The organism is Pseudomonas inefficax, from assembly GCF_900277125.1.
GTDB classification, from domain to species: domain Bacteria; phylum Pseudomonadota; class Gammaproteobacteria; order Pseudomonadales; family Pseudomonadaceae; genus Aquipseudomonas; species Aquipseudomonas inefficax.
Genome location: NZ_OPYN01000123.1, coordinates 112,383 through 136,299, shown reverse-complemented (window position 1 = coordinate 136,299; position 23,917 = coordinate 112,383). Strand labels below are relative to the sequence as shown.

At 64.0% G+C, this 23,917-nt stretch carries 24 protein-coding genes, 2 pseudogenes and 1 riboswitch; of the genes and pseudogenes, 16 read left to right on the top strand and 10 right to left on the bottom strand.

Going from position 1 to position 23,917, the window contains the following annotated elements; all coding sequences use genetic code 11:
* The first annotated feature begins 1 nt into the window (after nt 1).
* The 5 genes from JV551A3_RS14930 to JV551A3_RS14910 all read left to right on the top strand — a co-directional run bounded on the left by JV551A3_RS14930 (nt 2) and on the right by JV551A3_RS14910 (nt 3,981).
* Complete coding sequence (locus tag JV551A3_RS14930; RefSeq protein ID WP_133972244.1) at nt 2-475, top strand: curlin; 474 nt, start codon at nt 2-4, stop codon at nt 473-475.
* 16 nt (nt 476-491) lie between these two features.
* Complete coding sequence (locus JV551A3_RS14925) at nt 492-1,937, top strand: curlin (RefSeq protein ID WP_133972242.1); 1,446 nt, start codon at nt 492-494, stop codon at nt 1,935-1,937.
* A 229-nt stretch (nt 1,938-2,166) separates the two neighbouring features.
* Nucleotides 2,167-2,814: a DNA oxidative demethylase AlkB gene (alkB, locus tag JV551A3_RS14920; RefSeq protein ID WP_133972240.1), complete on the top strand. Its 648-nt coding sequence runs from the start codon at nt 2,167-2,169 to the stop codon at nt 2,812-2,814.
* A gap of 170 nt (nt 2,815-2,984) precedes the next feature.
* Complete coding sequence (locus tag JV551A3_RS14915; RefSeq protein ID WP_085624798.1) at nt 2,985-3,272, top strand: hypothetical protein; 288 nt, start codon at nt 2,985-2,987, stop codon at nt 3,270-3,272.
* A 94-nt stretch (nt 3,273-3,366) separates the two neighbouring features.
* Nucleotides 3,367-3,981 carry a Yip1 family protein gene (locus JV551A3_RS14910; RefSeq protein ID WP_112252455.1) on the top strand — a complete coding sequence of 205 codons (615 nt, stop codon included), beginning with the start codon at nt 3,367-3,369 and terminating at the stop codon, nt 3,979-3,981.
* A gap of 19 nt (nt 3,982-4,000) precedes the next feature.
* Here the strand turns inward: JV551A3_RS14910 and JV551A3_RS14905 are convergent, their stop codons facing one another.
* The 5 genes from JV551A3_RS14905 to JV551A3_RS14885 form a co-directional block, all read right to left on the bottom strand.
* Nucleotides 4,001-4,261, bottom strand: a complete 261-nt coding sequence (locus tag JV551A3_RS14905) for a DUF1652 domain-containing protein (RefSeq protein ID WP_085692506.1) — start codon at nt 4,259-4,261, stop codon at nt 4,001-4,003.
* Between the two features lie 184 nt (nt 4,262-4,445).
* Nucleotides 4,446-5,375 carry a DNA-3-methyladenine glycosylase family protein gene (locus JV551A3_RS14900; protein WP_133972238.1) on the bottom strand — a complete coding sequence of 310 codons (930 nt, stop codon included), beginning with the start codon at nt 5,373-5,375 and terminating at the stop codon, nt 4,446-4,448.
* 71 nt (nt 5,376-5,446) lie between these two features.
* On the bottom strand, nt 5,447-6,334 hold the full coding sequence (locus JV551A3_RS14895) for a pirin family protein (protein WP_133972236.1): 888 nt from the start codon (nt 6,332-6,334) through the stop codon (nt 5,447-5,449).
* A 96-nt stretch (nt 6,335-6,430) separates the two neighbouring features.
* Nucleotides 6,431-7,303 carry an alpha/beta fold hydrolase gene (locus JV551A3_RS14890; RefSeq protein ID WP_133972234.1) on the bottom strand — a complete coding sequence of 291 codons (873 nt, stop codon included), beginning with the start codon at nt 7,301-7,303 and terminating at the stop codon, nt 6,431-6,433.
* Between the two features lie 21 nt (nt 7,304-7,324).
* Nucleotides 7,325-7,954, bottom strand: a complete 630-nt coding sequence (locus JV551A3_RS14885) for a LysE family translocator (RefSeq protein ID WP_177421292.1) — start codon at nt 7,952-7,954, stop codon at nt 7,325-7,327.
* A 124-nt stretch (nt 7,955-8,078) separates the two neighbouring features.
* Here JV551A3_RS14885 and JV551A3_RS14880 point away from each other — a divergent pair, with 124 nt between their 5' ends.
* The 8 genes from JV551A3_RS14880 to JV551A3_RS14840 all read left to right on the top strand — a co-directional run bounded on the left by JV551A3_RS14880 (nt 8,079) and on the right by JV551A3_RS14840 (nt 15,619).
* A complete protein-coding gene (locus JV551A3_RS14880; protein WP_133972232.1) occupies nt 8,079-8,558 on the top strand; it encodes a GNAT family N-acetyltransferase in 480 nt (159 codons plus the stop codon).
* Nucleotides 8,559-8,827: 269 nt separating this feature from the next.
* A riboswitch (cobalamin riboswitch) is annotated at nt 8,828-9,051 on the top strand.
* A 93-nt stretch (nt 9,052-9,144) separates the two neighbouring features.
* On the top strand, nt 9,145-9,333 hold the full coding sequence (locus JV551A3_RS14870) for a CbtB domain-containing protein (RefSeq protein ID WP_025339304.1): 189 nt from the start codon (nt 9,145-9,147) through the stop codon (nt 9,331-9,333).
* Between the two features lie 9 nt (nt 9,334-9,342).
* Nucleotides 9,343-10,029: a CbtA family protein gene (locus JV551A3_RS14865; protein WP_133972228.1), complete on the top strand. Its 687-nt coding sequence runs from the start codon at nt 9,343-9,345 to the stop codon at nt 10,027-10,029.
* Nucleotides 10,029-10,415: a cobalamin biosynthesis protein gene (locus JV551A3_RS14860; protein WP_133972226.1), complete on the top strand. Its 387-nt coding sequence runs from the start codon at nt 10,029-10,031 to the stop codon at nt 10,413-10,415. Before JV551A3_RS14865 ends, JV551A3_RS14860 begins: the two co-directional genes overlap by 1 nt.
* Nucleotides 10,416-10,451: 36 nt before the next feature.
* On the top strand, nt 10,452-11,204 hold the full coding sequence (cobM, locus tag JV551A3_RS14855) for a precorrin-4 C(11)-methyltransferase (protein ID WP_133972224.1): 753 nt from the start codon (nt 10,452-10,454) through the stop codon (nt 11,202-11,204).
* Between the two features lie 66 nt (nt 11,205-11,270).
* Nucleotides 11,271-11,513, top strand: coding sequence for a DUF1272 domain-containing protein (locus JV551A3_RS14850; RefSeq protein ID WP_133972222.1), 243 nt, complete (start codon nt 11,271-11,273; stop codon nt 11,511-11,513).
* 219 nt (nt 11,514-11,732) lie between these two features.
* Nucleotides 11,733-12,344 (top strand): response regulator transcription factor, encoded by a 612-nt coding sequence (locus JV551A3_RS14845; protein ID WP_133972220.1) that lies wholly within the window; start codon nt 11,733-11,735, stop codon nt 12,342-12,344.
* Between the two features lie 5 nt (nt 12,345-12,349).
* The gene (locus JV551A3_RS14840; RefSeq protein ID WP_133972218.1) at nt 12,350-15,619 is read left to right on the top strand and encodes a transporter substrate-binding domain-containing protein; all 3,270 of its coding nucleotides are present in this window, start codon (nt 12,350-12,352) and stop codon (nt 15,617-15,619) included.
* On the opposite strand, the pseudogene JV551A3_RS31420 reads toward JV551A3_RS14840, so the two are convergent.
* From JV551A3_RS31420 to gntR, 3 genes and pseudogenes are all read right to left on the bottom strand, one after another.
* A pseudogene (locus JV551A3_RS31420) lies at nt 15,594-16,019 on the bottom strand (methyl-accepting chemotaxis protein); the annotation flags it as partial. The gene JV551A3_RS14840 and the pseudogene JV551A3_RS31420 sit on opposite strands and share 26 nt — an antisense overlap.
* A gap of 111 nt (nt 16,020-16,130) precedes the next feature.
* Nucleotides 16,131-16,814, bottom strand: a pseudogene (locus JV551A3_RS31415) (PAS domain-containing protein); the annotation flags it as partial.
* 236 nt (nt 16,815-17,050) lie between these two features.
* A complete protein-coding gene (gntR, locus tag JV551A3_RS14830) occupies nt 17,051-18,070 on the bottom strand; it encodes an HTH-type transcriptional regulator GntR (RefSeq protein ID WP_112252466.1) in 1,020 nt (339 codons plus the stop codon).
* A gap of 206 nt (nt 18,071-18,276) precedes the next feature.
* Between gntR and JV551A3_RS14825 the strand changes: the two genes are divergently transcribed.
* The 3 genes from JV551A3_RS14825 (at nt 18,277) to JV551A3_RS14815 (ending at nt 20,658) form a co-directional block, all read left to right on the top strand.
* Nucleotides 18,277-18,816, top strand: coding sequence for a gluconokinase (locus JV551A3_RS14825; protein WP_112252467.1), 540 nt, complete (start codon nt 18,277-18,279; stop codon nt 18,814-18,816).
* Nucleotides 18,817-18,927: 111 nt separating this feature from the next.
* Complete coding sequence (locus tag JV551A3_RS14820) at nt 18,928-20,280, top strand: GntP family permease (RefSeq protein ID WP_133972214.1); 1,353 nt, start codon at nt 18,928-18,930, stop codon at nt 20,278-20,280.
* Between the two features lie 84 nt (nt 20,281-20,364).
* Nucleotides 20,365-20,658, top strand: coding sequence for a hypothetical protein (locus JV551A3_RS14815; protein WP_133972212.1), 294 nt, complete (start codon nt 20,365-20,367; stop codon nt 20,656-20,658).
* A gap of 266 nt (nt 20,659-20,924) precedes the next feature.
* Here JV551A3_RS14815 and JV551A3_RS14810 read toward each other — a convergent pair whose 3' ends face one another.
* Together JV551A3_RS14810 and JV551A3_RS14805 are read right to left on the bottom strand one after the other, a co-directional pair.
* Complete coding sequence (locus JV551A3_RS14810) at nt 20,925-22,352, bottom strand: sigma-54-dependent transcriptional regulator (protein ID WP_133972210.1); 1,428 nt, start codon at nt 22,350-22,352, stop codon at nt 20,925-20,927.
* Nucleotides 22,321-23,814, bottom strand: coding sequence for a sensor histidine kinase (locus tag JV551A3_RS14805; RefSeq protein ID WP_133972208.1), 1,494 nt, complete (start codon nt 23,812-23,814; stop codon nt 22,321-22,323). Before JV551A3_RS14805 ends, JV551A3_RS14810 begins: the two co-directional genes overlap by 32 nt.
* Between the last annotated feature and the right edge of the window lie 103 nt (nt 23,815-23,917).

Below are 23,917 nucleotides of genomic sequence, written 5' to 3'. Positions count from 1 at the left end.
AATGAAACGCCTGTATTCCCTGCTGCTCGGCCTGGCCCTGGTGGGCCAGGCCTGCTGGGCCGAGGACCTGCTGGACAATGCCGACCTCGCGCCCGGCAACGACCTCGGCGAACCGGTGATCATCCGCCTGCTGCCGGCGGGCGCCGGCCAGGCTGCGGTGGTCGAGCAGCAAGGCGCGGGCAACCGCGCCGCCCTCGACCAGAACGGCCAGGCCCTGCTGGGCCGCATCGTCCAGGCCGGTGGCGCGCAAGAAGCGTACATCTTGCAGGAAGGTAGTGACCTGATGGCCATCATCAGCCAACAGGGAAATGGCAACACCGCGTCAATCCGCCAGACCGGCAGCAGCAACAGCGCGGCCATCGAGCAGATCGGCAACGACAACAGCGCCAGCATCGTGCAGGCGGGCACAGGCCTCACCAGCTCCGTGACCCAGGCCGGCAATGGCCAGCACGTTCAGATCACCCAATACCGATAGACCTGGAGGCACCCCCATGTACAAGCTCGCTCCGTTAAGTGCCGCCATCGTCCTGGCCCTTGCAGGTCAGGCCATGGCTGCTGACAGCACCTCGTCGCAGACCCAGGACGGCAAGGAAAACATCGCCGAGGTCAGCCAGTCCCTGGCGCCATTCGCCTCGGCCACACAGACCCAGACCGGCAAGGGCAACAACCACCTTGCGGTGCAATCGGAGAGCACCAGCGATATCCAGCAGAGCGCCAACGGCCAGTACAACGCAGGCTACGCCGACCAACTGTTCGAGAACGGCAGCCAGATCACCCAGCACGCCGGCGGCAGCTACAACGATGCCTTCGCCAGCCAGTCGCTGGGCCTGGGCAACCAAGCGCTGCAAACCCAGCAAGGCGCCGAAAACGCCTCGACCGTGTGGCAGGACAGCCAGGAAGGCAGCAAGGCCACCACCTGGCAATCCGGCCAGCGCAACGAAGCCTTCATCGAGCAGACCTTTGGTGGCAGCAACAACCGCAGCAGCATCAACCAGGTCGGCCAGGACAACTACGCCGCCGCCGAGCACCTGAACTACGTCGATGGCGATATCCAGGTCTACCAGGAGGGCAAGGGTAACTGGGCGTATGGCGACCAGCGCGACGGCACTGGCGGCACCATCGGCATTGGCCAGTACGGTGGCGGCAACTCGGTGGAAGTGTGGCAGGACAACCAGACCGCCAGCCAGGCATCGGTGACCCAGTCCGGCCAGCTGAACGAAGGCTATATCGACCAGAGCTTCGGCACCAACAACACGGTCAGCCTGTCGCAACAGGGCACGGCCAACGCCAGCTGGTCGGACCAGTTCGAAACCAACAACTCGACCACCACCATCACCCAGACCGGTAGCAACAACCTGCATTTCACCTACCAGAACGGTGAAAACCTCAACCTGACCATCAACACCAAGGGCAACGGCAACAGCGTCACCGCCAGCAACTGGAAAGGCGCCAAGATGGGCGGCCAGTTCGGTACCAACCAGAACGCCACCATCAACCAGAACGGCAACGGCAATGGCGTCAACCTGACCCAGAACGGTGACAACCAGCTGGCCACGCTGACCCAGAAAGGCACCGGCAACCAGATGGAGACCAAGCAGGCCGACATGAACAACGAGCTGTACTTCGAGCAGAACGGCACTGACAACATCCTGATTGCCGACCAGCGTGGCACCGAAAACTATGCCTATGGCAACAGCCAGGGCAACGGCAACGTCATCAACCTGGACCAGTCCGGCTACAGCAACCAGAGCTACACCAACCAGCTGTACGGCGGCGGCAACGAAGCCAACATCAAGCAGGTTGACAGCTACAACATCGCCTACGTGACCCAGGGAGGCCAGGGCAACAAGGCGTATGTCGACCAGAGCGGTGTCACCCAGACCGCAACCATTACCCAGCTGGGCAGCGCGAACGTGGCCACTGTGACCCAGCAATAGATCGCTCCCCCCTTGAACCGCGGTGCTCCTCTCCCTGGTGCCGCGGTTCCTTTTTATTCCTGTCAGAACGGCGTTTTCTTGCCGACCTGTTCGCGGGCACGCCCGCTCCCACAGGTATTCCACCGCCATCAAAGCCTGCGCCAACCCTGTGGGAGCGGGCATGCCCGCGAATAGGCCAAACCTGCCAAGCGCATTACAATGGTGCCCATCCAAGCCGATACCCAATTCCATGATCCAGTCCGACCTCGACCTGTTCGGCCCCCAGCCGCAACGCCTGGCCAGCCACACCGTGCTGCTGCCCGGTTTCGCCCTGGCCGAGATCGAGGCCCTGCTCGATGCCCTGCGCCCGGTGCTGCGTGCTGCGCCGTTCCGGCACATGCATACCCCGGGTGGCCTGCGCATGGCGGTAGGGCTGACCAACTGCGGCACGCTGGGTTGGGTCAGTGATGAACACGGCTACCGCTACAGCCCCTGCGACCCGCTCAGCGGCAAACCCTGGCCCGCCCTGCCCCCGGTGTTGCTCCAGCTGGCCGCCCGCGCCGCTGCCATGGCCGGGTTCGACGGTTTCGTGCCGGATGCCTGCCTGGTCAACCACTACCTGCCGGGCACCCGCCTGAGCCTGCACCAGGACCGTGACGAGCACGACTTCGGCCAGCCGATCGTGTCGGTTTCGCTGGGCTTGCCGGCGGTGTTCCTGTTCGGTGGGTTGCAGCGCGCCGACAAGACCCAGCGCATCCCGCTGAACCATGGCGATGTGCTGGTCTGGGGCGGCGAAGACCGCTTGCGCTTTCACGGCGTGCTCCCGATCAAGCCTGGCGTGCATCCGCGCCTGGGTGAACGGCGGATCAACCTGACCTTGCGCAAGGCCGGTGGCTGAACCGGACCAACGGCCGGTCACCCGGCGCAAAAAAAGATGAACGCGCATGAAACGCGTTGAACATCTTGGCCAGGCAAGCTTCAAACGATAAGCCACGCCTTCTTCAGCCTGGAGCTCGCCATGCCCTGCCAGCCCTGTTTCCTGACCCCTCACAGCGGAGCCGCGCGCCGATGAAAATGCCCTGCCGCGCGCCCAATGCCTCAGTACAACTCGATTACGTACGCGATACCCTGTTCGGCCCGGTGGCACAAAGCGTGGAGTGCCAGTGCCAGCTCGCGGCCCTCAACCTGCAAGGCCGCCCAGGCCTGCGCCTGCACATTTGCCCGCCGCTGCCCGACAAGGTTGACCGTGCCCACAGCGTGGCCTTCGTCTGGGACGGGCGCAGCTACCACGGTGTGGTCCGCGACCAAGGCAAATGCGGTGATGGCGGCCTGAATCTGCTGCTGGAACTGCTGTAAGACGATCAACGGCGATCAACTCGGCTGAACCCGCACGGCGCGGCATGCCTCCATAGCAAAAGGGCCCACACCTGCCGGAAAACGGAGAACGCCAATGAACAGCCCGTTGCTCAAGCTCTTCACTCACCCCGCCGACGCCTGGCTGGAAATTCGCCGGGCCGAGGAAGACCACCCGCAGCAATATCTGCCGCGCCTGCTGGCCTTGGCCTTGATCCCCGCGGTGTGCCTGTTCGTCGGCACCACCACCTTTGGCTGGAGCCTGGCGGCCGAGGAACGCGTACGCCTGAGCATGGCCAGCGCAGCGCAGCTGGCGGGCCTGCTGTATGCCACAACGGTCGTCGGGGTGATGTTGATGGGCATGATGATCCGCTGGATGTCGCGCGGTTTCGATGCACAGCCCAGCCTCAACCAGTGCATCGGTTTTGCCGCCTACTGCGCCACGCCATGGTTCTTTGCCGGGGTGGTCGGCCTGCTGCCGATCCGCTGGCTGGCGCTGGCGGCCCTGCTGGCAGCCTCGGCGTATGCCAGCGTGTTGCTGTATGGCGGGTTGCAGACTTTCCTGAGACTGAAGAAGGAACAGGCCATGCTGTTCGCAACCTGCGTGTGGGGAGTGGGGTTACTGCTGCTGGTGACCATCCTGGTGGCGATGATCCTGTTCTGGTTCAACGGCCTGATGCCGGAATATGTGCGCCCGGCCAGCCTGGGCTGACCGGGGCGCGGCAGACGCCTCAGGCGATCGCCTTTAGTGGCGCCGGGTGGCTGTCACGCAGCGCATGCAGCTGCCCCACCAGGTTGACCAGGTCGCGGCAACTATTGAGGCTTTGCAGGGGGACCCCGCTCAAGGTCACGCCCTCATCGAGACTCTGGCCCTGACCCAGGCGGATGGTCAGGTTGGCGCCGTCCGTGCAGCTGACTTCACAACGGTCGGGCAGGCAGGCCTGCTCGATCATCTGCCGCATTTCTAGCATCGAAACTCCTATCAACGACATGGTACGACCCTCTCTTTGGGATGGCCTGTTGTGTGAGTACGCCTTTGTCGGGCGAGGCGCCAATTGATATTGCGCATGCCGGGGCAGGCATCCATGCGCCTGGGCAATGAGCATGCAGCGAATCCTCTAGCACCTTAGTGGAAGATTGCCTTGGCAGGCCGCGCGTTCGAACGCACTGGCAGACTTAGCGACGAGCGGTCCCGGCAGGCCCCAGCGATGCCCAAAGATGCTGCGCCGCATAGGCCCGCCACGGTCGCCAGGCCAGGGCGCGTTGCGCCAGTTGGGCGTCGTCGCCTTCCAGCAGGCGCAGCGCCTTGATCAGCGCCACATCGCCCAGCGGCAAGGCGTCGGCCGCGCCGGCCTGGCGCAACGCCAGGTAATGCGCGCTCCACGGGCCGATACCTTTGAGCTGGCACAGGTTGCGCAGCAGTTCATCCAGCACTTGCCCGCGGCGGAGCAACCCCGGCTCGGCGAGCAATGCATTGGCCAGCGTACCCAGTGTGGCGGCGCGCGCCCGCGGCATGCCCATGCCAACGAACTGCGCAGCTGCCAATACCGGTAACGCCGGGAACACGTGGCTCAGGCCCGGTGCGGGCAAACGCAAGGGCACGCCATGGCGTTGCACCAGGCGGCCGGCCAGGGTCATGGCCCCGGCCACACTCACCTGCTGGCCCAGCACTGTGCGCATGGCCTGCTCGCAAGCGTCCCAGCCTTGCGGCACGCGCAGGCCGGGGCGTTCCTGTAGCAGGCGGGCCATCAGCGGATCGCGGGACAGTTCGGCAGTGATGCGCGCGGGGTCGGCATCGAGGTCGAAGAACCGCCTCAGCCTTGCGATCAGGCCGGGCAGCGCGCGGGCCGGGACGCCTTCGAGGCAGACCCGCAGGTACTGGTTGCCCGAAGGGCTAGCGTGCAAGACGCCGTGGCGGCCAGCAGTTACCAGGGTACGGTGGTAGGTGCCGTCGAGGCAGGTCTCGATGCCGGGGATGCAGCGGGCAGCGAGGAAGGCCATGGTCGAAGGCCAGTGGTAAGGGGCATGGTAGCGTAGCCACAGGATGTGGCGGCCGGGGGTGGGCAATGATCGGCGCACGGCGTGCAGGGCTGTAAGCTTGGGCATGGCCGCATCATGCCAGCAAATGTAATGCCTGTACCGGCCCTATCGCCGGCAAGCCATTCAAGCAACCAGGATCAATGCGCCGCTCCGTCCTGCGTATCCTGCATCTGCCCGAACCGCCCGGCATGGAAGTCGTCGAACGACTCGGCAATTTCTGCCTGGCTGTTCATCACGAACGGGCCATAACCCACGATCGGCTCGTCGATCGGTTCACCGCTGAGCAGCAGCAGGCTGGCGCCTTCCAGCGCTTCGACGGCAACATCCTCACCGGCGCGGTCAAGCAGAACCAGGCTGGATGGGCCGGCGTCGCGTTCGCCGTTGATCCGCACGTTGCCGCGCAAAACCACCAGCGCCGCATTGCGCCCGGCGGCAACCGGCAACTGCAAGGCTGCACCGGCATTCAGGCGCAGGTCCCAGACATCCATGGCGGTAAAAGTCCGCGCCGGCCCCGTATGCCCACGATAGTCACCTGCAATCACTCGCAGGCTGCCGCGCTCGCCATCCAGCGCCACCACCGGGATGTCCTCGGCCAGCAGCGTCTGGTAGCCAGCCGCTGCGCGCTTGTCCCGGGCCGGCAGGTTGACCCACAGCTGCACCATCTCCAAGGTACCGCCAGTGCGGGCGAAGCCTGGGGAATGGAACTCTTCATGGATGATGCCATTGGCAGCAGTCATCCACTGCACGTCACCTGGGCCGATCAAGCCGCCAGCGCCGGTGGAGTCACGGTGCTCCAGTTCGCCCTGGTAAACGATGGTCACGGTTTCGAAACCGCGGTGCGGATGCTGGCCAACGCCACGCCGCGCACTGGTGGGGGTGAAGTCGTGAGGGCCGGCATAGTCCAGCAGCAGGAACGGGCTGATCTTGCTGGCCAGGTTGTCGTAGGTAAACAGGCTGCGCACCGGAAACCCATCACCTACCCAGTGGGCGTGAGGGCTGCGGTGAATACCCAGAATCGTTTTCATGAGAAGGCTCCTCTCTTGGTTGAGATAACCTTATCAATGATGCCAATCAGGCGGTAGCAGGCTTGTTTGGCATTCATCGTTCCACTCATGGAACAGTCAGCCTTGCAAGAAACCGAGCACCTGTTCGGCAGCCATGACCGGGTCTTCCTGCATGAAACAATGCCCGCCGGCGACCTGCCTGCCGCTGACATGAGGGTTGAGCGCCGCCAGGCGGTTCACCGAATGGGGCACGAAGGGGTAAGTGTGCTCGCCATAAAGCACCCGCGTGGGCGTGCGGATCGCCGCCAGGCTCGCCCACATGCGTTTGGGAAACGAACTGAAGATTTCCACTTCGCGGCTGGGCCGGCACTTGAGCACCACCGCTTCGCCACAGTCGCCGATGGCATGCTCTACGTAGGCCCGCAACGCCTCATCGGTCCAGCCCTTGAAGATACCCCGCCCATGCAGCGAGGCCAGGGCTGCCTCGCGGTCGGGCCAGTGGCTGCGACGGGTGGCAGCCTTGCGCGCCAGCGCATGACGCTGGTGCAGGCCGACCAGGGCCGCCACGCCCATCACACCCAGCATGCGCCGGCTGAACAGTACCGGGTCAAGCAGCACGGCACGCGTGAACAGTTGCGGTTCACTGGCCAGGATCAGGCCGGTGAGCACGCCACCGAAGCTGTGCCCGACGGCAAAGCGCGGCACGTCGCCATACTCGCCTCGCCCGGCTGCGAAAGCGTCCACTGCCAGCGCAGCGGTCCGGTTCCAGCCACGAAACACGCCGCCATGGTCGCTGTCACCATGGCCCTGGACGTCACTGAGCCACAGGTCGAAATATTCGCCCAGACGCATCAGCAATGGCTGGTAGGCCAGGCAGCAGAAGCCGTTGCCGTGCAGAAAATGCAGCAGCGGCTTGCCACTGGCCGGGGTGCGCCAGCCCCGCAGGGTGAAGCCTTCGGCGCATTCGTGGGACCAGGGGATCAACTGCATCGGCTTACTGTACTCGCGGGGTCAGGAAAATGCCGATTCTACAAACAGCAGCGGGTACAGTGAAATCACCAGCAACAGGGCCATCAGGACATTGAACAGCATCAGCCAGCGCGGGTTCTGCAACAGGTTGCGCAGGGCACTGCCAAACATCACCCACACCCCGACGCTCGGCAGGTTGACCAGGGCGAACAAGGCGGCAATGACAATGACGTTGGTCACATAGCCTTGCGCCGGCGTGTAGGTGGTGATTGCCCCCACTGCCATCACCCAGGCCTTGGGGTTGACCCACTGGAATGCCGCCGCGCCCCAGAAGCCCAGCGGTTTGCGGGCACTGGACGAAGCAGTGCCGACCGGCCCGGAGGTGGCGATTTTCCAGGCCAGGTACAGCAGGTAGGCGGCGCCGGTGTAGCGCAATACCGTGTACAGCATCGGCCAGGCCTTGAACACCTCCCCCAGGCCCAAGCCAACGGCCAGCACCATGACCATGAAACCGACGCTGATACCCATGGCATGGGGAATGGAGCGGCGCACGCCGAAGTTGACACCCGAGGCCAACAGCATGGTGTTGTTGGGGCCAGGAGTGATGGAAGACACGAAGGCGAACAGCACGAAGGCGGTCAGCAGGTCGGCAGAGGCAAGCATGGCAGGCATTCCACTTTCGTTATGGGTGCTGTCACACTAACGGAGTCCCCTCCTCTACAACCGGTACAGTTTTACTAAATTGTGTAGATACACCTCGCTGTACCGCTACCCCCAGACCAAGGAAGCCGTCACCATGAGCCTCACCATTCGCCCTGCCGTTCGCAACGATGCCGAGCAGATCCTGGCCTTCATCACCGAACTGGCCGAGTACGAACGCGCCCGCCACGAGGTAATCGCCAGCGTTGCCGATATCGAGCACAGCCTTTTCGGCGAGGGCAGCACCGTGCACAGCCTGATTTGCGAACGCGATGGCCAGGCAATCGGCTTTGCCGTGTATTTCTACAGCTACTCGACCTGGCTAGGCCGCAACGGTATCTACCTGGAAGACCTGTACATCACTCCTGAGCAACGCGGCGACGGCGCCGGCCGGCAGTTGCTGCAGCACATTGCCCGCGAGGCGGTGGCGAACAAGTGTGGTCGGCTGGAATGGAGCGTGCTGGACTGGAACGAGCCGGCGATCGGCTTTTACCAGAAGCTGGGTGCCGAGCCGCAGGATGAGTGGGTGCGTTACCGGCTGGATGGGGACAAGCTGGCGGCGTTTGCCCGGGGCTGACCGGGAGAGCTTTGCGTCCGCTTCACAATCCCTGTGGGAGCGGCCTTGTGTCGCGAAAGGGCTGCAAAGCAGCCCCAGCAATTTCAACTGTCGCGCATCAATCCTGGGGCCGCTTTGCGGCCCTTTCGCGACACAAGGCCGCTCCCACAAGTACAGCGACAACCTCGAGAGCAACGCTGTACCTGTGTAGGCTTTAGCCGCGAACACCGGCACCCGAGGCGCCGGCAAACTCGATTCTGGCAATTGACGGCAGCCCCGCCCCATGCTCTCCTTATGCCTCACGTTCAGGTGCCCCCAATGGGGGTGAAACGGGAAACCGGTGCGTCGCAGGCCCTCCAGCTGGGCCGGACAAGGCCGGTGCTGCCCCCGCAACGGTAAGCGAGCGAAGCGTCTGTACCACTGTGCCCGATCACCCGGCATGGGAAGGTGACGCCTTCCAGGAGCCTGGCTCCTCCTCGCAAGCCCGGAGACCGGCCTGGCGTTCATGAACACCCCGCGGTGGGCGGGCGCTGTTGCATTCCCCTGGGCTGCCACGCTCGGGGCTGCCGCGCTTGCCCGTTGCCCACAAAAAGCAGAGGAACGCGTCATGCCCGTCACCAGCGCCAAGCAACACAGCATTACTACCCCCGTTACCCTCAGCCAGCGTGTCGTCATCGCCGTCGGCGCCAGCCTGCTGGGCTTGTGCCTGGTGTACTTCGCTGGCTTCTCGCACATCGAGGCCGTGCACAATGCCGCCCACGACACCCGCCACAGCGCCGCCTTCCCCTGCCACTGAGTACGCCCGATGATCACACGCATTGCCCGTACCGCGGGCTTCAGCGGGTTGCTGGCGGCCTTGCTGCTGACCTTGCTGCAAAGCTTCTGGGTCGCCCCGCTGATTCTCGAGGCAGAAACCTACGAATCCGCAGCCCCGGTCGGCCAGCACGAGCATGCCGGCGAAGTGGCAGCCCATGAACACAGCCCCGAAGCCTGGTCGCCGGAAGATGGCTGGCAGCGGGTGCTATCCACCACCGGCGGCAACCTTGTAGTCGCGGTCGGCTTCGCCCTGATCCTCACCGCCCTGTACAGCCTGCGCGAACCCAAGCGTGCCGGCACCGGTGCACTGTGGGGCCTGGCCGGCTTCGCTGTGTTCTGCCTGGCCCCGACCCTGGGCCTGCCGCCGGAACTGCCAGGTACTGCCGCCGCCGACCTGGGGCAACGCCAGGCGTGGTGGGTCGGCACCGCCAGCGCCACCGCGCTGGGCCTCGCCCTGCTGGTGTTCGCCCGCCACTGGTTGCTCAAGGCGCTGGGCGCCGTGCTGCTGGTCATTCCCCATGTGATCGGTGCGCCGCAACCCGAGGTGCACGAAAGCCTGGCCCCCGCAGCGTTGGAAACCCAGTTCAAAGTGGCCTCCTGGCTGACCAACGCTGCCTTCTGGCTGGCCCTGGGCCTGCTCAGCGCCTGGCTGTTCCGGCGCTCCAGCCAGGCCTGATGCCTGCCTTTTACGCTGGCTTCGGCTGCCGCCGAGGTTGCCCGGCGGATACGCTGGAAACATTGCTACGCCAGGCCCTGGCCAACCAGGGCCTGGCGTTGGCCGACCTGCAAGGCATCGCCAGCATCAGCCTGAAGGCCGACGAACCCGGTTTGCAGCAATTGGCTGAGCGCCTCGACCTGCCCTTGGTACTGTACGATACCGCGCAGTTGCAACCTTACGAACCCCAGCTCAGCCACCGCTCCGCCACGGCCCATGCTCACAGCGGCTGCTGGGGTGTGGCAGAGAGTGCGGCACTGGCCCTGGCCTGCCAGCGGGCTGGCACTGCCAGGTTGCTGCTGAAACGCCAGGTACTGGGCCCGGCTACCCTCGCCCTGGCCTGTTGAACGCTTCCTCCCCCCTCTTTCTCGCAAGGACTTTCCATGACGGTCTACTTCATCGGCGCCGGCCCCGGCGACCCGGAACTGATCACGGTCAAGGGCCAACGGCTGATCCGCCAGTGCCCGGTGATCATCTATGCCGGTTCGCTGGTGCCGGCCGCCGTGCTCGAGGGGCACCAGGCCGAGACCGTGATCAACAGCGCCGAACTGCACCTGGAACAGATCATTGCCGCCATGCGCAGCGCGCATGAACGAGGCCAGGATGTGGCCCGGGTACACAGTGGCGACCCCAGCCTGTACGGCGCCATCGGCGAGCAGATCCGCCACCTGCAGGCGCTGGGCATCGATTACCAGATCATCCCCGGGGTCACCGCCACGGCGGCCAGCGCCGCCCTGCTCGGCTGCGAACTGACCCTGCCCCAGGTAGCGCAGACCGTCATCCTCACCCGCTACGGCGACAGTTCGCCGATGCCGCCCGGCGAGCAACTGGGCGAGCTGGCGCGCCACGGCAGCACCCTGGCGATTCACCTGGGGGTCAAGCACCTGTCGCGAATCGTCGAAGAGCTGTTGCCGCACTATGGCGCGCACTGCCCGGTGGCGGTGGTGCATCGCGCCACCTGGCCAGACCAGGACTGGGTGCGCGGTACCCTCGGCGATATCGTCGAACGCGTCGCGGCCAAGGACTTCCGGCGCACGGCGCTAATCCTGGTGGGCCATGTGCTGGGCGACACACCGTTTGCCGAGTCGGCGTTGTACCGCGCCGGGCACGCCCACCTGTATCGCCCTGGCGACTGAGCATTGCCAGGTTCGCTGCGGGCGTAGCAGACTCCGGTTTCCCGCCTGCAAACAGGAGTCACGCCCATGCTGGACCTACGCCCAAACTGCGAGTGCTGCGATACCGACCTGCCGGGCGACAGCCCCGATGCGCTGATCTGCTCCTTTGAATGCACTTTTTGCCGCACTTGTGCCGAAACCCGTTTCCACGGCCGCTGCCCGAACTGCACCGGCCAGCTGGTAGCACGCCCGACACGGGTCGGCCAGGCGTTGGCCAACAACCCCGCCTCGACCCAGCGCGTGAACAAATCGCACTCCGCCTGCGCATAAGCTAATTCACAAAACAGACATTGTCGCTTTGCCAGGGCGATGTCTTCCCGTTTTTTGTAGGATTTTTCAACAATAAGCACAGAGACTTTCAACACTTATATACTCGGCATTACCAAATTCCGGGAATGGTCGTATCTTGCAGCGCTTCCGATAACCCCACTTGCAGACGTATTCCTGAGTGATCCAGGAAGCGGACCACATCCTGACAGGAGTTTCTTCATGACTACCGTGCTGATCGTCGATGACCATCCAATCGTGCGACTTTCCTTGAAAATGTTGCTCGAAAACGAGCGCTTCGAGGTCGTCGGCCAACTCGGCAATGGCAGCGAGGTGGCTCAGGTGGCCCGTGAGCTGCGACCGGATGTGGTGATTCTCGACATCGGCCTGCCCGGCCTGGATGGCATGGAAGTGATCAAGCGCCTGCAATGCCTGGAGTCGCCCCCCAAGATCATGGTGTTGACCGGCCAGGCCTCCGACCTGTACGTGCGGCGCTGCCTGGATGCCGGTATCGGCGGTTTCGTCACCAAGGGAGAAGACCTCGACGCGGTGGTGTTTGCCATGAAGGCCCTGGTCAAGGGCTACTCGACCTTCCCGCAGATGTCGGTCAACAGCAACTCGCTGGGAAGCGAGCAAGATCGCCTGGGCAACCTGTCCAACCGGGAAATGGAAGTACTGCGGCGCCTGGCGCGCGGCGAGAACAACAAGAATATCGGCATCTGCATGAACCTCAGCGCCAAGACCATCAGCACCTACCGGGGCCGCATCATGGAAAAGCTCAAGACCGAATCGCTGGTTGAAATGGTCGACCTGGCCAAGCGCAACAACGTCTAGTGGCGATGAAGCGCCTGCTGGCAAGCGCCCTCCTGGCCATCGGCCTGGCCAATTCCTGCGCGTTGGCCGATAGCGAACCCCGCCAACTGCTCGCCCGCTCGGTCAGTGCGGCCGCACCGCTGACGCTATCCAACGAAGACCGGCAATGGCTACAGCGGCGCCAACACTTGGTGCTGGGCAGTTCGCGCCCGGACTACCCTCCGTTGGAAATCAATGTCAGCCAGCGCGACTACGAAGGCCTCAGCGCCGATTACGCGGGCATCATTGCCGAACAGCTAGGCATCAGCATCGAAGTGCGACGTTTCGACAGCCGCCACGAAGCCATCGCTGCGCTACGCGACGGCCATATCGACCTGCTCGGCAGCTCCAATGCCTTCGAGGCGGCGGATGCCCAGCTCAGCCTCAGTGCGAGCTACGCCGACGATCTGCCGGTCATCGTCACCCGCGAGGGGCGCAGCTTGAAGAACACCCCCGACCTCGCCGGCCTGCGCCTGGCCATGGTCGATCATTACCTGCCGGCCAGCAGCGTGCGCAGCCTGTACCCGAAGGCGCAATTGAGCCTGTATCGCTCGACCCTGGCCGGGCTGGCTGCCGTCGAACTGGGCGAGGCAGACGCCTACCTGGGCGACGCCATCAGTACCGACTTCGCGATTGGCAAGAGTTACCAGGGCACACTGAAGATCGACCACTTCTGTCAGGTTGCCCCCGGCACGTTCGCCTTTGCCATGGCCAGCGACAACCCGCGCCTGCAACAGTTGGTCGACAAGGCGCTGGCGCGTATCAGCGAAAGCGAACGCCTGAATATCCTGCGCCGCTGGAGCAGTGGCAACACCAGCCTGCTGCTGCAGCGCCACCTCACCGCGCTGACCGCCGAAGAAGAAGCCTGGATCGCCGCCAACCCCAGCGTCAGCGTGCTGGTCAACACTTCACTGGCACCGCTTACCTTCAACGACACCCAGCACCGTCCCAGCGGCATCACCCTCGAGTTGCTCAAGCAGATCTCGTTGCGCACCGGGCTGCATTTCAAGCCGGTCGAAAGCCCGTCGGCGCAAGCAATGATCGAGCGCCTGGCGCGTGGCGATGCGCAGATGATCGGCGCATTGGGCTATAGCGCGGACCGTTCGAAAAAAATGCGCTATACCCGCCCTTACCTGGTCAGCCCACGGGTGCTGGTCACCCGGGGCGACAATGCATCACCGGCGCAAGCCATGCAGCTGGATGGCCAGCGCATCGCCGTGGTGCGCGGCTCGCCGCAACGGGCCGTGCTGCAACAACGCTACCCGCAGGCCAAAATGGTCGAAGTGGACAACCCGCTCGGCCTGATGGAAGCCGTGGCCAACGGTGCCGCCGACGTCGCCCTGAGCAGCCACATCAATGCCGCCTACTACATCAGCCATGTGTTCAAGGACCGCCTGCGCATTGCCAGCGTGCTCGACGACGACCCGGCCATCGCCGCCTTCGCCGTGGCCGCGGACCAGCCGCAGTTGCAGGCAATCCTCGACAAGGCGCTGCTGAGCATCCCACCCGAAGAGCTGGACCAGTTGATCAACCGCTGGCGCACCACCACCCTGGTCAGTGACAGCCCCTGGCGCGACTACCGTACCCTGGCCTTGCAGGTACTGGTGCTGTCGGCCTTGTTGCTGGCCGGGGTGGTGTTCTGGAACAGCTACCTGCGCAAGCTGATCAACCAGCGCACCGAAGCCCAGCATGCCCTGCAAGCGCAGCTGGCGCTTAGCCGCGGCCTGCTCGAGCAGTTGCGCCAGGCCAAGGACGACGCCGAACAGGCCAGCCAGACCAAAAGCACCTTCCTGGCCACCATGAGCCATGAAATCCGAACCCCGATGAATGCCGTGATCGGCCTGCTGGAATTGGCCCTGGAAGACAGCCGCAGCGGCCGCTGCGACACCCAGACCTTGCAGACCGCCCACGATTCGGCGATCGGCCTGCTTGAGCTGATTGGCGACATTCTCGACATTTCCCGTATCGAATCCGGGCACATCACCCTGCAGCCCGTGCCCACCAACCTGGTCGAACTGCTACGCGCCACCGTGCGTGTGTTCGAAGGCAACGCACGGGCCAAAGGCCTGCACTTGCACAGCGAGCTGCCAACTTCGCCGGTCTGGGTGCTGGCTGATCCGCTGCGGCTCAAGCAGGTCTTGTCCAACCTGATCAGCAACGCCATCAAGTTCACCGAGCGCGGTGAAGTCCAGGCCAGCCTGCTGCTGCCCTCGCCCAGCGACACTGGCAACCTGGCAGTGGAACTGACTGTGCGAGACACCGGCATCGGCATCAGCCCTGCCGACCAGGCGCGGCTGTTCAACGCCTTCGTCCAGGCCGACGGCCCCCGGGCACGCCAGGGCGCCGGCCTGGGCCTGGTCATCAGCCGCACCCTCGCCGAATTGATGGGCGGTACCTTGAGCTTGCAGAGCGTCGAAGGGGTTGGCACCAAGGTGCAGGTAAGCCTGCAACTGCCCGCCTGCTCAACACCGGAACAGGCCGAACAGCACGACCCGGTGCTGGAGAACAGCAGCGGCCCGCTGAACATACTGGTAGTCGACGACTACCCCGCCAACCTGCTGCTACTGGAGCGGCAACTGCATAGCCTGGGGCATCGGGTTACGCTGGCAGAGAACGGGGAAATCGCACTGGCACGCTGGCAGGCCGCGCGCTTCGACCTGGTGATCACCGACTGCAGCATGCCGGTCATGGACGGCCACGAACTGACCCGCCGCATCCGCAGCCTGGAGGGCGAACGCGGCCTGGCGGCATGCCACATTCTCGGCGTCACCGCCAACGCCCAGGCCGAGGAGCGTGCCCGCTGCCTGGCCAGTGGCATGGACGAATGCCTGTTCAAACCGATTGGCCTGCGTACGCTCAAGACCCACCTTCCCCACGCTAACCCCCGGCAACAGCCGCCAGCGCGGCGCGCCAGCGGGTTCAACCTGGGCGAGTTGCGCCACCTGACCCAGGACGATGAACAACTGACTCGACATTTGCTGGAACAGTTGTCCCAAAGCGTCAGCGAAGACCTGGAGACCTTGCGTGCATTGGCGGCAGACGCCCCGGACGAGGCGGTGCGTGCCCTGGCTCACCGGATCAAGGGCGGTGCGAAGATGCTCAAGGTACGCACACTGGTCAAAGATTGCGAAGCCATCGAACAGGCCCACGAGCAAGGCCTGCCGACGGTTGACCTGCGCCTGCAATTGCAGGCCAGCCTGGAGACCCTGCTGGACGAGTTGGGCGATGCGCTCAATGCAATTGCAGCGTCGAACTGATCTGGCTGATGGCGTTTACCACGTGCCGTGAACCCTGCTGAATTTCCATGATCACCGTGCCAGCCTCGTTGGCCAGCGCCACACCATGGCCGGTACGCTTCAGGCTCGACTGCATGCTGGCCACGGCCAGCAGCGACAGGTCGTGGTTCTGTCGCACCACATCGACGATCTCCAGGGTGGCCTTGCTGGTTCGCGCCGCCAGGTTGCGCACCTCGTCGGCCACAACGGCAAAACCGCGCCCGTGCTCGCCAGCGCGGGCCGCCTCGATGGCCGCGTTCAAAGCCAGCAGGTTGGTCTGATCGGCTATGCCACGGATGGTCAGCACGATCTGCCCAATCACATCCGACTGCTTGCTCACCGCATCGATGCTGCGTGCCGCGTCGTTGAGCTCATGGGAAATCTGCTCGATCACCTGTACCGCCTGCTGTACCACCTCGGTGCCCTTGCGCGCGCAGGCATCGGTCTGCACCGAACTGGCATGGGCGGCATCGGCAGCGCTTTGCTGGGTGCTGACCTGGCGGGTGATGTCGCTGGCGAACTTCACTACCTTGTACAAGCGGCCCTTGCTGTCGAAGATCGGGTTGTAGGAAGCCTCCAGATAGACCGTCCGGCCATGTTTGTCGACGCGCTCGAAACGGTGTGAATGGTATTCGCCACGGTTGAGCGAAGCCCAGAATTCGCGGTAGTCGGCTGATTCGCGCTCATGCGCCAGGCAGAACAGCCCGTGATGACGGCCGACCACCTCGTCCAGGCGATAGCCCATGGTGTCGAGGAAGTTCTGGTTGGCCTTGATCACCCGGCCTTGCGGGGTGAATTCGATCACCGCCATGGAGCGGCTGATGGCCTTGAGCAGGCTTTCGCTCTCGTGCTCCTCCATCACCCGCTGGCTGATGTCGGATGCCACCTTGATAACACTGGTGACCTGGCGCTGTTCGTCCATTACCGGCATGTAGCTGGCTTCCAGCCAGACCTCGCGGCCGGCCTTGTCGATGCGCTCGAAGGTACCGCTGATGGCTTTGCCCTGCCCCAGTTCATGCCACAGTTGCTGGTATTCGGCGCTTTTCGCGTAGCCCGGGTCGCAGAACAGCCGATGGTGCTTGCCGCGCAACTCCTCGGCGCTGTAGCCCATGGCCTGGCAGAAGCGCTCATTGGCATCGAGGATCGTGCCGTCGGGGGTGAACTCGATCATTGCCATGGAGCGGCTGATCGCCGCCAGCTTGGCCTGCAAGCTGGCCAAGGCCTGATGACTGCGCTGGATTTCGACCAGATCGGACTTGCGGTGGAAATCGAACATGACGCCCGGCTCCTGTATGCGCGGTGTCCTGAGCATAGATCGCCTGGCGTAAGTCGTGGTTTGTGTGGCGCCTGTTAGATCGAGCGCCGCCCGCGCGGCGCTCGGCCTCGAAACCACCGCACCCGCTCAAGACAAACTCAGGAACTCTCCCGCACCATCAACTCGAAGCCCAGGTCCTGCTGCGCATTCGGTACCCGCTTGCCATCGAGCAACGCCAGCAGCGCCTGCGCGGCACCGCGCCCTACGGCGGCCCGAGGCGTGCGAATCGAGGTCAGCCGCGGCACCATGTGCGCCGAAGCCGGAAGGTCGTTGAAACCGACCATCGCCACCTGCCGAGGCACCTCCACCCCTTGGCGGAGTGCCTGCAGCACCGCGCCCTGGGCCAGGTCGTCGTTGCAGAAGAAGATACCGTCCACATCCGGCGCCTGCTGCAACAGCTGGCTGAACAACGCGCTGCCCAAGGCAATCGAAGAAGGCTCCGGCGCCAGCACTTCCAGCTCGGCCGCCTGCAAGCCGGCTTCGGCCAACGCCTGGCGGAACCCTTCGGCACGCTGCATCACCCGAGGGTCGAGCTGGGCGGCAATGAACGCCAGGCGCTTGCGCCCCCGCTCGATCAGGTGGCGGGCCGCGGCGCGCCCGGCCTGCTGCTGCGAGAAGCCGACCGACAACGCCCCGGCCTCGCCATTCAGTTCCATCATGTGCACACAGGGTACGCCACTGGCCGCCAGCATCTGCCGCGATGCCTCGCTGCGCTCGAAACCGGTCAACAGCATGCCGCAGGGCTGGTAGGCCAGGTAATTGCGGATGAGGTTCTCTTCTTCGGCAAGATCGTAGTGATAGTTGCCAATCAGCACCTCGAGCCCGCGTGGGCGCATGACCTCATGAATGGCTTCCAGGGTATCGATGAACAACTGGTTGGACAGCGACGGGATCAATACCACCACCGACTGGCTGCGCGCCGACGCCAGGGCGCGAGCTGCCGGGTTGGCCACATAGCCGAGGCTGGCCGCGGCAGCAACGACCTTTTCCACCAGCGCCGGCGCAACCGTGCTGACCCCGCGCAAGGCGCGCGAGGCGGTAATCGGGGAAACCCCGGAAAGCCTGGCGACTTCTGCCAGGGTGGGACGACCTGTGGTACGGGAGCCGGTGCGAGACATGAATGTTGTAATTTTACTACTTGCAAGGAAAGGGAACGGCCACTAAGGTAGCGCTGTCTCAGGACGCAGGCAATGTAATCTTTGGTAGCAGCCACCGCGCGCTCGCCGCCAAGCGTCCATACTGCGTAAGGACAAGATCAATAACACAGGGGAGGAAGCTGTTCGTCGACGACGAGACAGCGCTATCTCCCCCGCAGGAGGTACTGATGAATTCTCCCCTGTCCGCCATCGTGGTGATGGGCGTGGCCGGATGCGGCAAAAGCTGCATCGGCGCTGCCATCGCCGCCCGAAGCGGCGGTCGCCTGATCGAAGGCGACGCTTTCCACCCTGCCGAAAACATCCGCAAGATGAGCGCTGGCATCCCCCTGGACGACAGCGACCGTGCCGGCTGGCTGGTGCGTCTTGGTGAGGAGCTGCAAGCCACGACCCAGGCCGGGGAGCGTCCAATCCTGACCTGTTCGGCCCTCAAGCGCCGCTATCGCGACTCCCTGCGCGGTGCCATGCCCGGGCTGGTGTTCGTATTCCTCGAGCTGTCACCCGCCGAGGCGGAAAAACGCGTGCTGGCCCGCCCCGGGCATTTCATGCCGGCGAGCCTCATCGACAGCCAGTTCGCTGCCCTGGAGCCGCCACACGGCGAACCCCTGACTATCGCGCTTGACGCCACCAAGCCCATCGAAGCGCTTGCTGATGAGGTGGACCGCTGGCTAAAGGGCCGCGGTGAGCCGGGCCTGGCACAAACCGCCTGACCCCGGCGGCTTTCCCGGCTCACCCAAGACAGCGCTACCCTGCCCCGCAAGCGCAAGCAAAGTTGCAAAAAAGCTACGCCAAAACAACGATAAGACCGAGGCCTTCAAACCATGTTCGGACTGGCTACTGATACCTTCCTGCTGCTCGACGCGCTGGTTACCATCGTCGGGCTGATCCTGCTGATCACCCATTTCAAAGTCCACCCCTTCGTCGCCCTGACCATCGCGGCCGGCTTCCTTGGCCTGACCTCCGGCATGCCGGTGGCCAAGGTCATGAAGTCGTTCCAGGACGGTTTCGGCGGCGTTCTGGGCTTCGTCGGCATCGTGCTCGCCCTGGGCACCATGCTTGGCAAGCTGATGGCCGACTCCGGAGGGGCCGACCAGATCGCGCAAACGCTCATTCGAGCCTTCGGCAAGAAGAACGTGCACTGGGCGATGATGTTCGCCGCCTTCCTGGTCGGTATCCCGCTGTTCTTCGAGATCGGCTTCGTGCTGCTGATTCCGCTGGTGTTCATCGTCGCCCGGCGCTCGGGCGTGTCGCTGATCAAGATCGGCATTCCGCTGCTGGCCGGCCTGTCGGTGGTGCACGGCCTGGTGCCCCCGCACCCGGGCCCGCTGCTGGCGATCGGCATCTTCCATGCCGACATCGGCAAGACCATTTTCTATGGCCTGATCGTGGCGCTGCCTACCGCCATCATCGCCGGTCCGCTGTTCGGTAATTTCATTTCCCGCTACATCCCGGGCAACCCGTCCCAGGAGCTGATGGACCAGATCGCCAAGGAGTCCGACCAGGGCAATTTGCCGAGCTTCACCATCACCCTGGTCACCGTGCTGCTGCCGGTGGTGCTGATGCTGCTGAAAACCTTCGCCGACGTGGTACTGCCGGCCGAGCATATCGTGCGCCAGTGGATGGACCTGATCGGCCACCCCATCACCGCCTTGCTCGCTGCCCTGCTGCTGGCCTTCTACACCTTTGGCTCGGCCCGTGGCTTCAACCGCCAGCAGATCATGAAGATGCTCGACCAGAGCCTGGCACCAACTGCGGCGATCGTGCTGATCGTGGGTGCAGGTGGCGGCTTCAAGCAGATGCTGGTAGACACCGGTGTGGGCAACGTGATCGGGCAGATGGCCGTGCAAGCGGAGATTTCGCCCATCATGCTGGCCTGGCTGGTCGCCGCGGTAATCCGCATCGCCACCGGCTCCGCCACGGTTGCCACCATCACCGGCGCGGGCATCGTGGCACCGGTGATCGACCTGGTGCCGGGGGTCAACCGTGAACTGCTGGTACTGGCCACCGGCGCCGGTTCGTTGATCCTGTCCCATGTCAACGACGCCGGCTTCTGGCTGGTGAAGCAGTACTTCAACATGACCGTGGCGGAAACGTTCAAGACCTGGAGCATGATGGAGACCATCCTGTCGATCGTCGGCATCATCTTCATCATGTTGCTGTCGCTGGTGGTGTAACCGTTGATCGGGGTAATGGCACCTTGAAGCTTCGGGCAGGGCCGAAGGGAAGTATCAGCCCTGCCCGAAGCAAAGGAGTCTGCCATGCCCCGTTCAAGCATCCTGCTGATTGCCCTGCTCGCCGCGCCATTTGCCATGGCTGCCGGCACCGGCCCCACCTACCCCGACGACCCGCACAACCCGGCGCCCAAGCCGGGCGCGGACAGTACCCTCAACCCGATCGAAAAGCCCATGCCGCGGGACACCGACCCGCGCATACAAGGCAACGACCCGGACAGCCCGCCAGCTGAACAGAATGACAACCGGGATTTGCCGGGGATGGATGGCAGTGGTTCGGAAGGTACCGGGCGGCAGGGGGCAGCCGATAATCAGCGTTGATCAACGATCCTGAATGTTTCGCGGACCTGTGGATACAACTGTCTTGCTCAAACTCCAAAAGTTGCCGCAATCCCTGTGGGAGCGGCCCTGTGTCGCGAAAGGGCTGCAAAGCAGCCCCAGCAATTCCAACTGTTGCGCATCAATCTCGGGGCCGCGTTGCGGCCCTTTCGCGACACAAGGCCGCTCCCACAGGGATCGCGCCAGCCTTTAGAAATTGAGTAAGACAGTTGCTCCCACAGGGGCCTGTACGGCCCCTTTACCTGATGCTACCACTGGCGCTTGTCCGGCCGGGTCAGCCCCAGCTTCTCGATCCGGTAGCGCAGCATGTCCCGCGACAGCCCGAGCATGCGCGCCGACTTGGTCACGTTCCAGTCCGTGCGATCCAGGGTCTTGCATACCAGGTCGCGCTCCATGTCCGGCAGGCTGGTGCCGGGCTCGGGTTCGTGCCGGGGCATTTCGAACACTGCAGGCGCCGCCTGCTGCACAAGCGGCTCGTCGATCAGGGTCATGCACAGATTGAGCTGGTGCGCCTGCACCACCTCGTTCGGTGCCAGCAGCACGGTCTGCTCCAGCATGTTGCGCAGTTCGCGCACATTGCCTGGCCAGCTGTAACCGAGCATCAGGTTTTCCGCCTCGGCGGAAAAGCGCAGGTTCGGCTTGCCGTAACGCCGGCCATGATGAGCCAGGAAATGCCGCGCCAACAGCAGCACGTCCTGCCCGCGGGCATACAGGCGCGGTACCTTCAAGGCAATGATGCGCAAGCGGAAGAACAGGTCGCGGCGGAACTTGCCCTGCTGCACCATCTGCTCCAGGTTGCAGTTGGTAGCACTGATCACCCGCAGGTCGACCTTGCGCTCCTTTACCGCGCCGATCCGGCGGATACTGCGGTCCTCCAGCAACTTGAGCAGCTTGGCCTGCAGCACCAGGTCCATCTCGCCAATCTCGTCGAGGAACAAGGTGCCGCCATCGGCAGCCTCCACCAGGCCCACCCGGCGCTCCTTGGCATCGGTAAAGGCACCTTTCTCGTGGCCGAACAGCTCGGCCTCCAGCAGGTTGGCCGGGATCGAGGCGCAGTTGAATTCGATGAACGGCCCCTTGCTACGCGAACCATCGAAATGCAGGGCGCGGGCGACCAGCTCCTTGCCGGTACCGGTCTCGCCTTCGATCAGCACCGGTGGTAGGTCGTCACTGGCCATGCGCCGCTCGGCATCCAGCACCTGGCGCAGGGTGTGCTTGAGCGTGAGCATGGTCGGTGATTCGCCGATCAACGCCTGCAACCCGGACTTCTGCGCCTCGCGCTCCTGGTAGAACGACAACGTGCGCTCCATGCGTTCGGCAGCCAGTGCCTTGTCCAGGGTCAGCTTGAGCTCGGCCAGCACCACCGGTTTGGTCAGGTAATGGAAGGCGCCTTCCTTCATTGCCTGCACGGCATCTTCCACATTGCCGTAGCCGGTCATCATGATCACTTTCAGGTCCGGCACCTGCGCCACCAAGGTACGCAGCAGGTCATGCCCGCTCATGCCCGGCAGCGAGTTGTCGGTCAGCACCGCATCGGGCTGGCCCCGCTTGATCTGCTCCAGCGCCAGCTCCGCACTGTGGCACACGGTGACCTCGAAGCCCTTGAGGCCAAGGTAGGTGCGAATGTTGTCGGCGAGAATTTCATCATCCTCGACTACCAGGATGCTGTGCTCCATGGTCCCCTCCCGCTGCGATATTGAATGTGAGGCTGACGCGGGTTCCTTCCTCTTCGCGGCTGCTCAGGCTGACCGAGCCGCCAAAACGCTCCATGATGCGTTTCACCAGGGCAAGGCCTACGCCGAGGCCGCCCTGCTTGGTGGTGTAGAACGGCTTGAACACCATCCGTTCCTGTTGTTGGCTCATGCCCTTGCCGGTATCGCTGAGGACGAACTCGGCACGCTGCCCATCCTGCACATTGACCTGGGCGCGCAGCATGCCGCCTTCGGGCATGGCTTCCAGGGCATTGGAGAACAGGGTATTGAGAATCTGCGTGAGCTGTAGGGGCTGGCTGGCCACCCATTGTGACCCGGGGCCTTCGTAGCAAAAGCGTACACCGTTGCGTTCGATCTGCTGGGCGAAGGCCAGATGGGTGTCCTCGATGGCGGTCACCAAGTCCACGGCCTCGGCTTCGTCACTGCTCGGGCGCAGCGACACCAGCAGGTCACGCACCCAGCGCGACATGCGGTCGACCTGGCTGATGATGTCGGTGATGTTCTTCTGCGCTGCGGGGTTGGCGATTTCCTGGGCCAGTTCGGCGCTGGAGCGAATGTTCGCCAGCGGGTTGCGCAAGCTATGCGCCACCGCCGAAGACATCTCGCCCAGGGCCACATAGGTTTCACTGGCCACCAGCCGGTCCTGCTGCAGGTGCAGCAGCTGCGCCGCGCGGCGCACGATCCAGAACAGGCCGAAGTAGACCAGCGCCCCGCCTACCAGGGTCGATGCCCAGATCAACACATAGCCGCGCTGGATGCGCCGAACCAGATCCTGCGGTTCCTTGTAGATTTCCACCATGGCCAGCACCTGCTCGCCCTGGCTGTCGAACAGCGGGATGTAGTTCTCGATGAACAGGTAGCGCGGTTCACGCTGGAACTTCTGCTCTTCGCGGTCATCCTCGGCCTGGTGGTAGCTGGCCGACACTGCCTTGCGCGAGCGGAAGGCGCGGTCGAGGTCGCCATCGGCCTCGATGCGCTTGCCGATCAGCTCCGGGTTGGTCGACCAGACAATGGTTCGGTCACGTGCATAGACGTTGGCCAGCAAGGTGTCGGGCAGGTGGTCGACATGGTCGAGGAACTCGACCCGGGTCGATTCAGCCAGCTCCGGGGTGAACTGCAAGTGCTGCTGGTCCAGCCGCGGGTCAAGCAACTCGCCCATGGTGGTGCCCGGTGGCAATTGGGAATGGCGCACTTCGGCCTGGGCCATGGCCTGGATGAACTGGGCGGTGAGCATGGCATCGCGCTCGACGCTGTCGCGCACCACGAAACGCGTCGACACATAACCCAGCCCGCCCGCCACCGAGGCGATGATCAGCAGGCTGATAACCGAAAACCAGCGCAGCAGATTGAATTCGCGCAATGGCACCGCCGCACCGCTGGCGCTGGTACTGGCCTTGTCGGGAACCTCATTATCCAGCATCTGCATTGCGTGCTTCCCGCGCAGGACGTCCGTTCAGAAATGCCTCGAGGCGACGAACAGTAGCCAATTGATAGCACTCCACCCGTGCAGCCGCAGCTGCCATTGGTCG

What these genes read in the sequence shown, in the direction of transcription:
- JV551A3_RS14805 (WP_133972208.1), bottom strand. Translation starts at nt 23,814, where the DNA reads ATGCAGATGCTGGATAATGAGGTTCCCGACAAGGCCAGTACCAGCGCC.
- alkB (WP_133972240.1), top strand. Translation starts at nt 2,167, where the DNA reads ATGATCCAGTCCGACCTCGACCTGTTCGGCCCCCAGCCGCAACGCCTG.
- JV551A3_RS14910 (WP_112252455.1), top strand. Translation starts at nt 3,367, where the DNA reads ATGAACAGCCCGTTGCTCAAGCTCTTCACTCACCCCGCCGACGCCTGG.
- JV551A3_RS14915 (WP_085624798.1), top strand. Translation starts at nt 2,985, where the DNA reads ATGAAAATGCCCTGCCGCGCGCCCAATGCCTCAGTACAACTCGATTAC.
- JV551A3_RS14880 (WP_133972232.1), top strand. Translation starts at nt 8,079, where the DNA reads ATGAGCCTCACCATTCGCCCTGCCGTTCGCAACGATGCCGAGCAGATC.
- JV551A3_RS14905 (WP_085692506.1), bottom strand. Translation starts at nt 4,261, where the DNA reads ATGTCGTTGATAGGAGTTTCGATGCTAGAAATGCGGCAGATGATCGAG.
- JV551A3_RS14815 (WP_133972212.1), top strand. Translation starts at nt 20,365, where the DNA reads ATGCCCCGTTCAAGCATCCTGCTGATTGCCCTGCTCGCCGCGCCATTT.
- gntR (WP_112252466.1), bottom strand. Translation starts at nt 18,070, where the DNA reads ATGTCTCGCACCGGCTCCCGTACCACAGGTCGTCCCACCCTGGCAGAA.
- cobM (WP_133972224.1), top strand. Translation starts at nt 10,452, where the DNA reads ATGACGGTCTACTTCATCGGCGCCGGCCCCGGCGACCCGGAACTGATC.
- JV551A3_RS14890 (WP_133972234.1), bottom strand. Translation starts at nt 7,303, where the DNA reads ATGCAGTTGATCCCCTGGTCCCACGAATGCGCCGAAGGCTTCACCCTG.
- JV551A3_RS14860 (WP_133972226.1), top strand. Translation starts at nt 10,029, where the DNA reads ATGCCTGCCTTTTACGCTGGCTTCGGCTGCCGCCGAGGTTGCCCGGCG.
- JV551A3_RS14845 (WP_133972220.1), top strand. Translation starts at nt 11,733, where the DNA reads ATGACTACCGTGCTGATCGTCGATGACCATCCAATCGTGCGACTTTCC.
- JV551A3_RS14810 (WP_133972210.1), bottom strand. Translation starts at nt 22,352, where the DNA reads ATGGAGCACAGCATCCTGGTAGTCGAGGATGATGAAATTCTCGCCGAC.
- JV551A3_RS14865 (WP_133972228.1), top strand. Translation starts at nt 9,343, where the DNA reads ATGATCACACGCATTGCCCGTACCGCGGGCTTCAGCGGGTTGCTGGCG.
- JV551A3_RS14885 (WP_177421292.1), bottom strand. Translation starts at nt 7,954, where the DNA reads ATGCCTGCCATGCTTGCCTCTGCCGACCTGCTGACCGCCTTCGTGCTG.
- JV551A3_RS14840 (WP_133972218.1), top strand. Translation starts at nt 12,350, where the DNA reads ATGAAGCGCCTGCTGGCAAGCGCCCTCCTGGCCATCGGCCTGGCCAAT.
- JV551A3_RS14930 (WP_133972244.1), top strand. Translation starts at nt 2, where the DNA reads ATGAAACGCCTGTATTCCCTGCTGCTCGGCCTGGCCCTGGTGGGCCAG.
- JV551A3_RS14870 (WP_025339304.1), top strand. Translation starts at nt 9,145, where the DNA reads ATGCCCGTCACCAGCGCCAAGCAACACAGCATTACTACCCCCGTTACC.
- JV551A3_RS14900 (WP_133972238.1), bottom strand. Translation starts at nt 5,375, where the DNA reads ATGCCCAAGCTTACAGCCCTGCACGCCGTGCGCCGATCATTGCCCACC.
- JV551A3_RS14820 (WP_133972214.1), top strand. Translation starts at nt 18,928, where the DNA reads ATGTTCGGACTGGCTACTGATACCTTCCTGCTGCTCGACGCGCTGGTT.
- JV551A3_RS14895 (WP_133972236.1), bottom strand. Translation starts at nt 6,334, where the DNA reads ATGAAAACGATTCTGGGTATTCACCGCAGCCCTCACGCCCACTGGGTA.
- JV551A3_RS14850 (WP_133972222.1), top strand. Translation starts at nt 11,271, where the DNA reads ATGCTGGACCTACGCCCAAACTGCGAGTGCTGCGATACCGACCTGCCG.
- JV551A3_RS14925 (WP_133972242.1), top strand. Translation starts at nt 492, where the DNA reads ATGTACAAGCTCGCTCCGTTAAGTGCCGCCATCGTCCTGGCCCTTGCA.
- JV551A3_RS14825 (WP_112252467.1), top strand. Translation starts at nt 18,277, where the DNA reads ATGAATTCTCCCCTGTCCGCCATCGTGGTGATGGGCGTGGCCGGATGC.